The following is a 12,866-nucleotide window of genomic DNA, read 5'->3' as shown; positions in this document are numbered from 1 at the left end:
GTGCGGCGGATGATGACTGCGCTGTCTCACCGCTGGTGGGGGGTACACCCAATGTCAGCGGCACGGAGTTGCAATCGCAGCGGGTAGCGCCCATCACTCCGTAACAACGCTTGCAAGCTAAGAGCGGGTGAAGGCGAAGTCAACGCGTTACGTCCCGGTAACCTCCCGCTATTTCGCCTGCATTGTGCACCCTTTAGGGCGTCTATCTGCATCGGATCCCCGGGATTACCGGGAGACAGCGTTGTCGGACGCCGCCCGTGACAGCGCTGTCTCGCACGGTTCCCGGTGAGACCGCTTGGTGCTACCGTCCCGTCATGCCACCAGCTCAGCGGCACCCGACCCTGGCCGACGTCGCCGAACGCGCCGGGGTCTCCGCCTCCACCGTCTCCCGCACGCTCCGCGGGCTCTCGACCGTCTCTCCCGACGTACGCGCCCGGGTCGAGCGGGCCGCCCGCGAGATGAACTTCGTGGTCTCGCGCCAGGCCTCCAGCCTGGTCACCGGCAAGACCGGCGTGGTCGCGGCCCTCGTGCCGACCCTGAACTCCTGGTTCATCGGCTCGGCACTGTCCAGCCTCGGCCCGGTGCTGCGCGAGTCCGGCCTGGAACTGTTGGTCTACGTCACCCCCGACATGGACGAGCGGTCCACTTTCTTCGAGCGCCTCCCGGCCCGGCGGAACGCCGACGCGCTGCTGGTCTTCTCCTTCGACCTCTCCGAGGAGGAGGGCGCACGTCTGGACGACCTCAACATGCCGGTGATCTACATCAGCCAGCACGCCGAAGGCCGGCCCAGCGTGTATGTCGACGACGTGAGCGGCGCGCACCGCGCCACCCGGCATCTGCTCAACCTCGGACACCGCCGGATCGCCTTCGTCAAGACGATCGGCGCCAGCGGCTTCACCTTCAGCTCCCACGAGCGGCTGATCGGCTATCAGCAGGCGCTGACCGAGGCGGGTATCGCCCCGGACGACGACCTGGTGGTCGACACCCTGGCCGGCGACAAGCGCGGCACGGTGGAGGCGATCGGCCGGTTGCTCGGCCTGCGCGAACCGCCTACCGCGATCTTCGCGGAACAGGACGAGGTCGCCGTCTCCGTCCTGTGGACGCTGCGCCGGAGCAATATCGACGTGCCCGAGCGGATGTCCGTAGTGGGCTTCGACGACCATCAGATGGCCGAGTGGTCGGACCTGACGACGATGGCCCAGTCCCCTTCGGACATCGGGCGCGCGGCAGCCGATCTGGCCCTCGCCCTCATCAACGAGCCGGACGCGGACCAGGAGCGGCACATCGTGCTCCCCACCCGCCTGATCCCGCGCGGCAGCACGGCACCGGCGCCTGCATCCGCCGCACCCGAGCAGGTGCCGCTGCCCCGGGCGAGGCACGCGAGCAGCCGTCGCGAACCGGGTGCCACAGGGGAGGTGGGCGAGCGGTCGTCGGGGCCGGATGTTTTCCCACCCGGCCTCCGGGCACCTGCACAGTGAACGGCCGTGCAGCGGCAGCCCCGTCCCACCCCGCACAGCGCCCTACGGCGAACGGCACCCTCCCGGAGGCCCCGGCCGGTTTCCCCCGTCCGGCCGGGGCCTCCTGCCGTGGGTAGGCCGGCCGGTGTGGACATGCTGCACCTGCGCTACTTCGTCGCCGTGGCCGAGGAACTCAACTTCTCGCAGGCGGCGCGCAGACTGCACATGGCGGCTTCTCCGCTCAGTCAGCGGACAAACGGAATGCGAAGCTGATGGCCCTGCTTGAGCAGGTCGCACAAGTGGAGCCGGAAGCCACGCCGGTGGACTTCGAGGAGGTCGTCTCCACGGTCACCCGACTCTGGGCGAACGCCCTGCGGTTCCCCGGTCACCGCTGATCCGGCAGCCCGACCGAGGTCTCCCAGGGTCACTGCGACGACCTCACGGCGAAGTGCTGTACCGCCGCACGGGGCGCAGCGGCACGCCGCCGGCGGCCGACGATGCGCCGCCGGGCACGCTCGCGAACCTCATGCGCCCCGTGCAAACCCTGGCCCTGTATGGCGAGTTGCTCACTGCGAACCGGTACGCGGAGCACTCCATCCCTTGGCAGGGCCGGCCCACGTCGCAGGTCGCCGAGACAGCGGGCAGCCAGGTCGGCAACGTCACCCTGGCAGTTCTCCCTGCCCGAGATCGCCGGCCGGCTGGTCACCCGGACGGGTTCCGGCCCGCTGGTTCGCGGCTGGCGTGCGAGCCAGGAACTGCGGAGCCGTGAACTTCGGAGGTGATGTCCCGAGCCGGAGCCTCAGCTGTTGCCCAGGGTGCGGTGGAGGAGGGGGAGCAAACGGTCCCAGTGGCGCTGCAGTCCGGAGGGGTTGAAGGCGTCGGTGTCGGACATGGTGAAGCCGTGGATGGTGCCGGGGTAGATCTCGGTAGTGTAGTCGACACCCGCGGCATCCAGGGCCTGGTTGAGCTCGCTGAGGGCCTCGGGCGACATGTCGCCCTCGGCGAGGCCGAGGTGGACCTGAGCGGTGAGCTTGGAGACGAGGCGGTGCGGGCTGTCGGGCGTGTCGGTGACCAGGAAGCCGGGGTGGAATCCGGCGACGGCGGCCACCTGGTCGGGGTGGGCCGTTGCGGTGCGCATCGCCAAGGGGGCACCCATGCAGTAGCCGATCGCGGCGACCGGTCCGGCGCTGACCTCGGGCTGGGCGGTGAGGAACTTGAGGTAGGCATCGGCGTCGCGCAGGGCACGTTCGGTGGTGTGTGCCTGGATCAACGGCATCACCTGGCCGATGATCGCGGTCCGGACCTCTTCCCCGATGTGCTCGGGAAGTTCGATCACCGGTGCCGGGCCGTGCCGGTAGTAGACGTTGGGGACGAGCACGTAGTACCCGTGCCCGGCCAGTTCGCGGGCCATCTCCTCCAGCACCGGCCGCAGGCCAAAGGCGTCCATGTACAGCAGCACGCCAGGGTGCCGCTCGCCGCCGTCGGGAAAGGCGGCGAATGCGTCGGCCTGGCCGTCCGGGGTGGGAATCTGCAGCGTCTTGGTGGGCAAGTTCTTCCTTTCTTGGGCTGATGCCAGTGCACAGCCTCTATCAGGTTGTGAGGTCGACCAGAGATCAACCCGGCGACGGCCCCCGCTCACCGGGCAGATCTGCGCGAACCGGAGTGGTGGCGATCAACTCGGCCGACATCGGGAGGCCGACCGGGTGGCTCCATCCAAAACAACGGCCTCTTCACGCCGGCTACAGCCGCAGAAGATCTCCAGGTTGATCCGCATCGTGATCATCCGCGGCGATGACGGCTGTCTGTTGGTCCCTCGACCTCGCTGTTCGCGTGGTTCCTCACGTAGGGTAAAGTACAACGTGTATGGCAGTGAATGCAATGTCCGTTGTACTTTTTCTTCGGGCGGATACCTTGACCAGGGCAGCAGTGGCAGAGAGGGAAGTCACTCATGAGGCAGGGCATGGCGGAGAAGCGGGCGGCCATCCTGCAGGGCGCGCGCAAGGTCTTCGGGCGTGACGGCTATACGCGCACGAGCATCGACGCGATAGCCAAGGAGGCCGTGGTCTCCACTCGCACGATCTACAACCATTTCCCCGGTGGCAAGGCCCAGCTCTTCCGGGCCGTGGTGGTCGAGGGCTCGGAGTCGGTCGTCGAGGCGCGTCTCGACGCGATCGACCGACGGCTGCACAAGGTGACCGCGGCCGACCTGGAGCAGGACCTCGTCGAGTTCGTACGGGCCTGGGTCGCCTCGTCGCGCCGATTCGCCGACCATTTCGCAGTCGTCCGCCAGATGCGGGTCGAAAGCGCCCATGTCCCGGAGGAGTTCCTCACGGCCTGGCGGCAGAGCGGACCGCAGCGGGCGTCCGACGCGGTGGCCGAGCGGTTCGCGCGGCTGGCCGCCGACGGGCTGCTCGCGACGGACGATCCGGCGCGGGCGGCCCGCCACTTGCTGCTGCTCACGGTGGCCGAGATCAACGAGGGGAGCTTCCACGGGGCGTTGCCGCTCTCGGAGGAGGCGGAGAGCGCGATCATCGAGTCGGGCGTACGGGCCTTTCTCCAGGGATACGCGCCGCGTTGATTCGTCCTTGCGTCCAGGGTGCGTGTCGGGCGGAGTGGTCCCCCTTCCGGGCGGCCGTGGCGCCTGGGGTGATCCGGCGTGAAACCGCATTCGGCGAGGAAAGCACGGTGATTCCGTCAGTGGACGGCTCTGAGCAGTTGTTGCCGGGTGGCCTGCGGCCACCCGGCATGGGCGTCAGAACACCACGTCGGCGAGCCGCTCGATCTGGTCGGGATCCGAGGACCAGCAGTAGAGCATTACTTCATCGGCACCGATGTCGGTAAACGCGCTGACGGCGTTGCGAATCTGCGCCGGTGTGGTGAGCAGCCCGTCGGCGACGTGGTCGGCGCGTCCGCTGAATTCGTAGTAGCTACGGATGTTCTCCCGTGCGTCAGCGGCTATTGCGTCGGTTCCCAGGGCGGCATTGGCCTGAGCAACGAGGCGAGGCCGGCCGGGCCGCGCGAGCTTCGTCCAGGCTTGCTCGACGTCGCGGAAGAGCCGGTCCATGAACTGCGGGGGCAGGGCGGCACCAAGGAAGCCGTCACCCCAGCGGGCCACCCGCTCGATCGCTGCCGGGGCAAAGCCGCCGAAGAGCACCTCGGGGCCGCCGGGGGTTGCGGGTGTGGGACCGATCGGCCCGACGCCCTCACCGTATGACTCACCGGCCCAGGTGCGGCGCAGGAGTGCCATCTGCTCGTCGAGCCGGCGTCCGCGGCGGCGGATGTCGATTCCCGCGGCGAGGCAGTCGTCTTCGCGCCCCCCGATGCCGATGCCCAGAGTGAAGCGGCCGCCCGAAATGCGGTCGAGTGTGGCGGTCTGCTTAGCCAGCACAGCGGTGTTGTAGACCGGGGCGATCAGGACTTCGGTCTGCACACGGATCCGGCTCGTGGCTCCGGCGATGGCCGCGAGGGTGACCAGGGGCTCGGGGTTGTCGTAGACCAGGCGGTCGAGCAGGCCGAGCGTGGTGAACGGGCTGACGTCGGCGCGCTGTGCCCAGGTCAGCAGTAGGGCAGGGTCGTTGATGGGAAGGCCGAGGCCGATTTTCATGGGGATGGGACTCCTTCGGAAGGGCATGCGGAACCAATGCCGCCCCTCCGTTGCTGCGCACAGGATGTGCGAGCGCGCTCCCCATTCTGCGGCGTTCTTCCAGAGAGCATGATCTGTAGAGTGCGGCCACTCTACTGCGGCGGACGTGGCCCTGCCGAGTCGATATATGTTCCGCTCAGAGGCTGCACGAGGGAGGGAACGATCCGGAACGGGCGCGTCGAGACCTGACGGACAAACAGCGGGCCCGGCCAGCTCACGTACGCAGGCCGCCATCCGTGGCGGCGGCGTGCGCTCCGCGCCGGACCGCGGCGAGACCGGTATCCCGCGGGCGGGCGTGGGCCAGACGGCAGAACCCGGGCAAGCAGAACGTCCAGCCCCGTGCGTGCAGCACATCCCCCGTGGCGCTGCCGGGCGATGACACGGGTACAGCCGTGACCTCCAGCGGCAGCACCAGGTATTCGGCCCTCGGCAAGCTGCTCCCGCCAAGCGGGAGCCACGTCCGCAGCCGCACCGCCCTAGCCAGGGACGGCGAGCTGTTGGCCGTCGATCGGGTAGCTGTGCACCGGTGGCAGTCCGGGCAGGACGCCGGGCCATACCGCTTCCAAGGCCTGGGCGGACGGTGCAAAGATCCGGCCGAGCGCGGACAGGCCGTTCAGGTCGTGCCACTCCCACCGCGTGAAGTGGTCGGGTTCGGTGACGGTGGGCTCACCGGACCAGGCGGTGGCGCGGACCACCGCGGACAGGCGCCGCAGAGCGCCGCGCTCATCGTGGAGGATCGCCACCAGGGCGGCACCGTCAACGTGGCAGCGCAGCCCGGTCTCCTCGGTCAGCTCCCGCACCGCAGCCGCCTGGAAGGACTCGCCTCGCTCGACGCGTCCGCCGGGCAGCTCCCACATGCCGCTGATGGACCGGCCCAGCAGTACCCGGCCGGAGGGGTCAGTGACCACGACGCATGCGCCGACCACCGCGTGCGCTGAGGGCTTCCCCTCCTTCTCCACTGCCCCGAAGCCGTGGGCCGGGCCACGGAGAACAAGGAGCGCCAGGCCGTCGGCGTCGAAACGGTCCACCGTCTCCCAACCTTCGGCAAGGAGGCCGATTTCGTCTTCGTCCAGCGCGATATCGCGCCGGTCTGATGGGGTGTTGGCGGCCAGGGGTGTGGTGACCACGAGGGCTCCATCGGGGCGTAGCCGCTGGCTGAGAGCGTGCAGGGTGCGTGTGCGGTCGTGCAGGAAGGGATATGCCAGGCGCAGGGTGATCAGGTCGTAGCCGTCGTCGCTCAGCGGGGCCAGGTCGTCGTGCTCGATATCCAGGCACAGCCAGCGCATACCGTCGGTGTCGGGGTGCTCGGCCCGGGCCCGTGCGAGGGCGCTCTCGGCGAAGTCCACAGAATCGACGCGATAGCCCAACTGGCGTAGGTAGGCCGCCTGTTCTCCGGTTCCGCAGCACAGATCCAGTGCCTGTCCACTGGTGCCGTCAGCGGCCGCATGCTCAGCGAGCAGGTCCTTTTCGGCGGTCCCGAGCGGCCGGAAGCCCCGTCCTTCCGCGTAGTGATGGTGCCATTCCTCGCGAAGGACATAACCCATGGTGCTGCTCCTCATGATGTGTGCGGCGGGACTGCGTCGGGAAGCGGGCCATCCGCATCAGCGCGGGATCGGCTGCGCTGGGAGTCCGAGGGACTTGTGCAACGGTGCGGACGTTTCACTGGCGTAGCGCACGTAGCGGGTGGCTTCGTCCTGTTCCGGGTGTTCGATCAGCGCAACATCGAGCACGTAGGTCCCCGGCGTCACTGTTGGGCGCGAGGCGCGAGGCACAGGGCCACCACGTCTCGACATCGGGCGCGCCAGGTCTCGTCGAGCTGTGAGGTCTTCTCTTTCACGGGCGCACCGTCCTGGGCGCGGAGTCGGACGTCGCGGACGCGGCCTGGTAGCCGGCCGCCTGGAGGGTGAACATCTGGGCGTAGTCGCCTTCGAGGGCCATGAGTTCTTGGTGGGATCCCGATTCGATGATGCGTCCGCCGTCGAAGACGTAGATGCGGTCGCAGTCGACGACGCTTGCCAGACGGTGGGAGATCAGCACGGTGATCTGGTCGTCGCGGAGTTTGCCGCGCAGCACTGCTCGGTAGACGTCGTGCTCGGCGCGCGGGTCCATGCTTGCGGTCGGTTCGTCGAGCAGCAGCACCGGCGCGTCCTTGTAGAGACCGCGGGCCACGGCGATTTTCGCCCACTGGCCGGCCGACAGCTCCTGGCCGTCGCGGAACCGCTTGGACAGCAGCGCCTGCCAGGTTCCCGGCAGGCCGGCGATGACCTGCTCGGCACCGGAGGCCCGCGCGGCGTCCAGCGCTCGCTGCGGGTCGGCCTCGGTGAGCGTGCCGCGGGAGACCGTGAGGTTGGCGAGCGCGCTGAAGGGGAAGTGCACCGGGTCCTGCAGCACAGTGGCCACACGTCGCTGGAGGGACTCGGTGTCCAGGTCCGCGGCATCCACCCCGTCCCACAGGACCGCCCCCTCCTGCGGATCGTAGAGACCGGCGATCAGCCGTGAACACGTGCTCTTTCCCGAGCCGTTGAGGCCGACGAAGGCGACCGTCTCCCCGGCGCGCAAGGTCATGGAGATGCCGTCGAGCGCCGGGATGTCTTTGCCGGGGTAGGTGTAACTGACGTTCCGTAGCGTGATCGCTTTGACGGTTCCGGGCGCGGCCTGCCTGCCGCGACGGGGCTGGAGCGTGCGGCACCGCTCCTGGAAGGCCAGGAGGTCGGTCACCCACATCGCCTGCTCATAGACGAGGTGGGCGACGTCGACGAAGAGGGTCAGGGAGGTCCGGGCGGCCTGGATGGCGATGACGGCACCGGCACCGGCCGCCAGCGGCAGCCATCCGGCGATCAGCATGGCCCCCAGCGCGACGTATGTGACCCCGGCCCCGACCCCGCCCAGGCCACGCCCGGCCAGCGTCAGCAGAGCGGCACTCACCCCCAGGCGGGTGTCCTCCTCGGCGATGCGCGTCGTGAGGCGATGGTGTTCGTCGAGCAGGGCGCTTTGGGCGGTGTCTGCGCGCAGCTCGGCGGCCGAGTCACGGTCCAGCAGCAGCCAGGAAAAGACCCGCACCCGGCGCTGCAGGGCATTCCACCGCCGGAAACTGTGGAAGCGCGCCCGGGCGGTGCGCACCGCTGCGGCGCCCACGGGCAGGACGGACAGCGGGAGCAGAGGGAGCAGGAGGGGGTGCAGGACGGTCAGGACGCCGGCTGTGCCGATCAGCCCCAGGAAGGCGGAGGCCAGGGAGACGACCTGGCCGACGATCTGGCGCGCGTAGAACAGGCCGCGGTCATTGGCACGGTAGGCGTCGTCGTGCCAGTCGGAGTCGTCGACCACCTCGAGGCGGACGTGTGCGGTCAGCCGGAGGAAGTCGCTCTCCAGCGCGGTGCGGATCTTCGGCGTCACGCGGGCCTGCGCGACGGAGACCCCGGCTTCGAGCAGGGCCCGGGCGGAGAGGAAGGCCACCACGAGCAGGATCTGCGGGACGGCGGAACGGACCTTGTCCGCGGTCGGACCCTGAGCGAACAGCTGGTGGAGTACGGCCACGGACGCTGCCAGGCCGAAGGCCGACATCGCCGCGGACACCAGCTGGAGCACCACTACGGCCACGGTCGCCGGGCGGTCGGCCTGCCATGCCAACTGGCCGATCTGGCGCACGATGCGGGGAAGTCGAGCGAGGATCTGTCCAACCGTCGCCTTCGCCGCGGCACCGTCGTAGAGCGCCCAGGACGCCTCCTTGAACCCGTCGGTGATGTCGTCGCTCACCGGGCCGGCCGGCACCGCCGCCGGCGGCAGGGCCAGCACCTCACCGCGGGGCGTGGGCACCTTCCTCCGCGGACCGGAGGAGGGCGTCGGCTCGCCGGTGTCGCTCATGCCCCCCACCCCGTATCCGGTCGTGACGAACGCCGAGCGCCACGCACGACGGCGTCAACCACGCGCCCCGAGGCGCGCTCGGGCAGGCACGGGGCCGATGGTCGATGTTCGAAGACGGCGGGACCTTTCGCAGGCACGGCTGCGGGATTCACGGCTCCTCCATGGACGGGCGATAAGTACAGGTGCTCTAAGAACGGTCCGGATCGCACCCCGTAACGGGCGTATCGGGGGCAGATCGTGGATGTATGTTCCAGTTCTGGGTGGTGGGCGTGTGGCAGTTGACCCGTGGGCTTCCGGGGGAACTCGAACATCGCGCGTCACTCTTTCGGGGAATTGCGGCGGACCGCCCTTGGGGCGGCATGCTCCGCGCCGCCGGAATAAGCCCTGACGGTTGAGCTACGGCATTCGGTCAGCGGCAGTCCTCAAAGAACCTGGGGAAAGCTGCCCGGATGTTGTCATCCTGATCAGCTGTGCCCAGGTGGACGACGCGGAGGCCCGTACGCTGCGCCCCAAGGTCGTGCATGTCGACGCCGACAACTGGATCGTCGCGCTGGGCGCCGACGCCTCCGCACCGGTGCCCGGCAGTGATACCTCATGCAGCCCGAGGGTCGCGGCGGTCTGAGGTCCTGCGGCCGGGCCCAGGTCCTGAGGCCGATTCCCGGGCCTGGGCCCGGGCCCGGGGCGGCCGAGTGCGGCGTGGCCCGGCGGGGCGGTGTCCAGGCCGTTGCGAGGCCGGCGGGGGGTGTCTGACGAAGTGTCAGTCGCCTTGGCGTTGCAGGGTCATCGGGCCATGTCCACCAGGGTGAGCGATGACGCCACCCTGGTCCGGGTCGCCCGCGAACCAAGCGCCGTTCTCCAGCTCGTGCGACCAGGACTTGCGCCGACGCCACGTACGGGCGGCCATCACCGGCGTCCAGTCCGGTTCGCCGTTGCCGTTGCCGTTGCCGCTGTCACCGAGTCCGAGCTGTACGCCGATTCCCGCACCGACCTTCGCGTCCTGCCTGCGGACCACGGCACACCACTGCCACGGGAAGGACTTCAGAACACCCTGGACGAGAACCATCCACCGCAGCGCCTTTGCCGGACCGACCAGCAAGAAGGCAGTGGGCACGAACAGGAACGCGGCGGTTCCTTCCATGAGCTGCGAGTCGGTGTCGACCACCTTCGCCACGACAAGGAGAGCCAGCCACACACCGACCCTGACCAGGAGACTGATGAGAGCACCCCGGCGAGCCCGCTCAAACGCATGCCGGGTTGCGGGATCGTCAAAGGCGCACTTGGTCAAGGGGACCGGTACTTCTACCTTCACGCGTTTCTGCTCCTGGTCGTCGGGGCGGCCCGGCGATTATGGGGCATGGCGGCGCGTGGTGGGCGCCCGGGTGGTGTCCTGTAGTCGTTTGAACGCGCCGCTCCGGGCCGCCGTCCAGGGGCGTGACGGATGCGACGGATATGACAGTGCGTCAACAAGTGTGATGGGCGACCGGTTGGCCAACGCGCGGTACCAGTCGGGGTGGTCCCCAACGCCGACACCTCCAGCTGGGCGGCGAGTTCCGTCGCAGGATGGCCACCGCGGACCTGCGGCAGCATCAGGGTGGGCAGCAGCCCGTCGGTCTCTTGCAGCGCGGTCCAAAACTTGACGGTAGATGACAGGTATCACCCGGCAGAGTAGTCCCCTCGGCCCGCACACCGTCCGGGCCCGTACGAGAGGTGCACCATGAACGCGTTCGACCCCCGCCCCCAGTTCCTCAAGGCTTTGGATCAGTTGGAGAACCTGCTGAGCGACCTCGACCCCGCCCTTCTCGGCCGTTCGACCCCCTGTGACGCGTACGACCTGCGGGGACTGCTGAGCCACGTCGTCGGCGCGGTCCACCGGGTCGCCTACATCGGCGAGGGCGGCCGCGGCATGGATGTCCCCGCGGCGGCCGGTGTGATCGCCGACACCGACTGGGCCGGCGCGCTCGGTCGGGCCCGCGTCCGCGCGGCCGCGGCCTGGGCGGACGACGACAAGCTCGACCGGGAGTTCGAGGTTCCGTGGGGTGTGTGTGCGGGCCGGATCGCCCTCGGCGGCTATGTGATGGAGTCCGTCACCCACACCTGGGACATCGCCCAGGTGATCGCCCCGGAGGCGGAGCTGGACGAGGAATTGGCCCATATGGCCTTCACCATCGCCCAGAAGGTCCTGCCGGCCGAGCCGCGCGGCGGCCGGATTCCCTTCGCCGCGGTCCGCCCCGTCCCGGACGACGCCGACATCTACCTTCGCCTGGCCGGCTGGCTCGGCCGCGCCGTCTGACCCTCCCGGGTAGCCGGCGAACGAGGCGAGAGCGCGACGACCGACACCAGTTCCCCCGGGGCGGGGGCGTCCGCCGGTCGGGCCGAGGCCGCCACGGGGGCCCGGCCGGCGGACGTGCGGCCCTCCTCGGTGCCCAACGGCCGGTGCCGGATAGCCGTAGGGCCTGCGCTCACGCGGGCGAGGGGCGGCACCCCGGCCGGGCAGCCTCGAGGTGCCCTCGGGCATGCGGCGACACGGACACATACGGCGTCGTCTGCGGTGCGTCGGTGGTGAGGGGTCAGCCGCCGACCGTCTTGGCCCAGTTCTCGCGGACGGTGCGGAGCGCCTTGTTCAGCTGGTCCTCGGTCGGGAACCGTGGAGTGCCCTCGACCGTCGGCAGCCGTGCGGCCAGGGTCTTGTCGAGGGTGCCGTTCTTCGCCATGACGTCCATCAGTACCGGGCGGGCGTAGTCCACGAGGCGGAGGTTCTGGCCTTCCGGACTGAAGAGGTACTCCTCCCACAGTCGCGCCGCGGCCGGGTGGGGGGCGTTCTTGTTGATCGCCTGCGCGTAGTACTGCGAGAAGCTGCCGTCGAAGGGGATGGAGACCTTCCAGTTCACGCCCGTCCCGCGGAGTTGGTCGACGTGCGCCAGGTTGAGGTAGTCCCATTCGATGCTGATGGGTGTCTTGCCCTTGGCGATCGCGGACGGGTTGGGGTCGGTCCGGTTGTAGTTGCCGACGTTGTCGAGCCGGGCGAAGAAGTCGATGCCCGGCTCGATGTCGTCGAACGAGCCCCCGTTGGCGAGCGCCGCCGCGTACACGGCGGCGAAGGCCGATCCTGCGATCGTGGGTACGCCGTGCATCGCGACCAGGCCCTTGTACTCCGGCTGGAGCAGATCCGCGAAGGACTCGGGGCAGCTCCGGACGCGGGTGGCGTCGCAGCCGATGGAGACGTAGCCACCGTAGTTGTTGTACCAGCGGGCCTTGGCGTCCTTCTGCTCCGGTGGGATCTGGTCGAACTGCGCGACCCGGTAGGGGGCCAGCAGGTTCTGCCGCGCCGCGGACTGGGCGAAGGAATCTCCGAGGTCGAGCACGTCGGGGGCGCGCTTCTGGCCACGGTGGCGCTTGAGGGCATCGATCTCCTGCTGGCTGTGGCCGTACGGATTGTCGACGGTGACCTTGATGCCGTACTTCTTCTGGAAGCCGTCGATGAGCCCGCCGTAGTTGGCCCACTCGCGCGGCAGTGTGATGGCGTTGAGCCGGCCCTCCTTCTTCGCCGCCTTGATCAGTGCCGCCATCCCGCCCACCTCCGCGGCGGAGCCGGCCCGGGAGGGCGCGACCGGCCGGGTGGATCTCGCTTCCTGGCAGGCGCCGAGCCCGAGCATCACAAGGCCGAGACAGCAGAGGAGAGCGCCTGCGCGGACCCGGTGATGTGTAGCCACGACGCCTCCAGCAGGGTCAGGTGGGGAGTGATCCGATGAGCGGTCGCGGACGCGGACCGGGGCAAGCCGTACGGCGGTGCGGTCGCATGGCCCGTGCAGCGGCCCCACCGCCGAGGACGGCGCACGCCCGGAGGTGGGGCGAACGCCGACGAGGCCCCGCGGGCTCGCCGAGCGGGCGTCCTCGGCACTCCCGCG

The 12,866-nt window shown here is 69.5% G+C and carries 10 protein-coding genes and 2 pseudogenes; 6 read left to right on the top strand and 6 right to left on the bottom strand.

Features of this window, described 5'->3' with window-relative positions; all coding sequences use genetic code 11:
- The first annotated feature begins 314 nt into the window (after positions 1-314).
- The 3 genes and pseudogenes from ACIGWZ_RS15230 (at position 315) to ACIGWZ_RS15220 (ending at position 1,852) form a co-directional block, all read left to right on the top strand.
- Positions 315-1,478 (top strand): LacI family DNA-binding transcriptional regulator, encoded by a 1,164-nt coding sequence (locus ACIGWZ_RS15230; RefSeq protein WP_400064579.1) that lies wholly within the window; start codon positions 315-317, stop codon positions 1,476-1,478.
- Positions 1,479-1,604: 126 nt separating this feature from the next.
- A pseudogene (locus ACIGWZ_RS15225) lies at positions 1,605-1,709 on the top strand (LysR family transcriptional regulator); the annotation flags it as partial.
- A 20-nt stretch (positions 1,710-1,729) separates the two neighbouring features.
- Entirely contained in the window at positions 1,730-1,852 is a 123-nt protein-coding gene (locus tag ACIGWZ_RS15220) for a hypothetical protein (protein WP_400064577.1), read from the top strand.
- Positions 1,853-2,256: 404 nt separating this feature from the next.
- Here the strand turns inward: ACIGWZ_RS15220 and ACIGWZ_RS15215 are convergent, their stop codons facing one another.
- On the bottom strand, positions 2,257-3,006 hold the full coding sequence (locus ACIGWZ_RS15215; RefSeq protein WP_400064575.1) for a dienelactone hydrolase family protein: 750 nt from the start codon (positions 3,004-3,006) through the stop codon (positions 2,257-2,259).
- Between the two features lie 399 nt (positions 3,007-3,405).
- On the opposite strand from ACIGWZ_RS15215, the gene ACIGWZ_RS15210 reads away from it, so the two are divergent.
- Entirely contained in the window at positions 3,406-4,035 is a 630-nt protein-coding gene (locus tag ACIGWZ_RS15210) for a TetR/AcrR family transcriptional regulator (RefSeq protein ID WP_400064573.1), read from the top strand.
- Between the two features lie 174 nt (positions 4,036-4,209).
- On the opposite strand, the gene ACIGWZ_RS15205 is transcribed toward ACIGWZ_RS15210, so the two are convergent.
- The 3 genes from ACIGWZ_RS15205 to ACIGWZ_RS15195 all read right to left on the bottom strand — a co-directional run bounded on the left by ACIGWZ_RS15205 (position 4,210) and on the right by ACIGWZ_RS15195 (position 8,961).
- Positions 4,210-5,061: an LLM class flavin-dependent oxidoreductase gene (locus ACIGWZ_RS15205; protein ID WP_400064571.1), complete on the bottom strand. Its 852-nt coding sequence runs from the start codon at positions 5,059-5,061 to the stop codon at positions 4,210-4,212.
- A 515-nt stretch (positions 5,062-5,576) separates the two neighbouring features.
- Complete coding sequence (locus tag ACIGWZ_RS15200; protein ID WP_400064569.1) at positions 5,577-6,644, bottom strand: bifunctional class I SAM-dependent methyltransferase/NUDIX hydrolase; 1,068 nt, start codon at positions 6,642-6,644, stop codon at positions 5,577-5,579.
- A gap of 289 nt (positions 6,645-6,933) precedes the next feature.
- Positions 6,934-8,961: an ATP-binding cassette domain-containing protein gene (locus ACIGWZ_RS15195; protein ID WP_400064567.1), complete on the bottom strand. Its 2,028-nt coding sequence runs from the start codon at positions 8,959-8,961 to the stop codon at positions 6,934-6,936.
- A 409-nt stretch (positions 8,962-9,370) separates the two neighbouring features.
- On the opposite strand from ACIGWZ_RS15195, the pseudogene ACIGWZ_RS15190 reads away from it, so the two are divergent.
- Positions 9,371-9,583, top strand: a pseudogene (locus ACIGWZ_RS15190) (aspartate 1-decarboxylase); the annotation flags it as partial.
- A gap of 135 nt (positions 9,584-9,718) precedes the next feature.
- Here the strand turns inward: ACIGWZ_RS15190 and ACIGWZ_RS15185 are convergent.
- A complete protein-coding gene (locus ACIGWZ_RS15185; RefSeq protein WP_400064565.1) occupies positions 9,719-10,132 on the bottom strand; it encodes a hypothetical protein in 414 nt (137 codons plus the stop codon).
- 543 nt (positions 10,133-10,675) lie between these two features.
- Between ACIGWZ_RS15185 and ACIGWZ_RS15180 the strand changes: the two genes are divergently transcribed.
- On the top strand, positions 10,676-11,251 hold the full coding sequence (locus ACIGWZ_RS15180; RefSeq protein WP_400064563.1) for a TIGR03086 family metal-binding protein: 576 nt from the start codon (positions 10,676-10,678) through the stop codon (positions 11,249-11,251).
- Between the two features lie 277 nt (positions 11,252-11,528).
- Here ACIGWZ_RS15180 and ACIGWZ_RS15175 read toward each other — a convergent pair whose 3' ends face one another.
- Entirely contained in the window at positions 11,529-12,614 is a 1,086-nt protein-coding gene (locus tag ACIGWZ_RS15175; protein ID WP_400065390.1) for an ABC transporter substrate-binding protein, read from the bottom strand.
- Positions 12,615-12,866: the final 252 nt, after the last annotated feature.

This window comes from Streptomyces sp. NPDC053427 (genome assembly GCF_044544985.1).
Lineage (GTDB): Bacteria > Actinomycetota > Actinomycetes > Streptomycetales > Streptomycetaceae > Streptomyces.
This window is presented reverse-complemented; position numbering and strand designations above follow the sequence as displayed.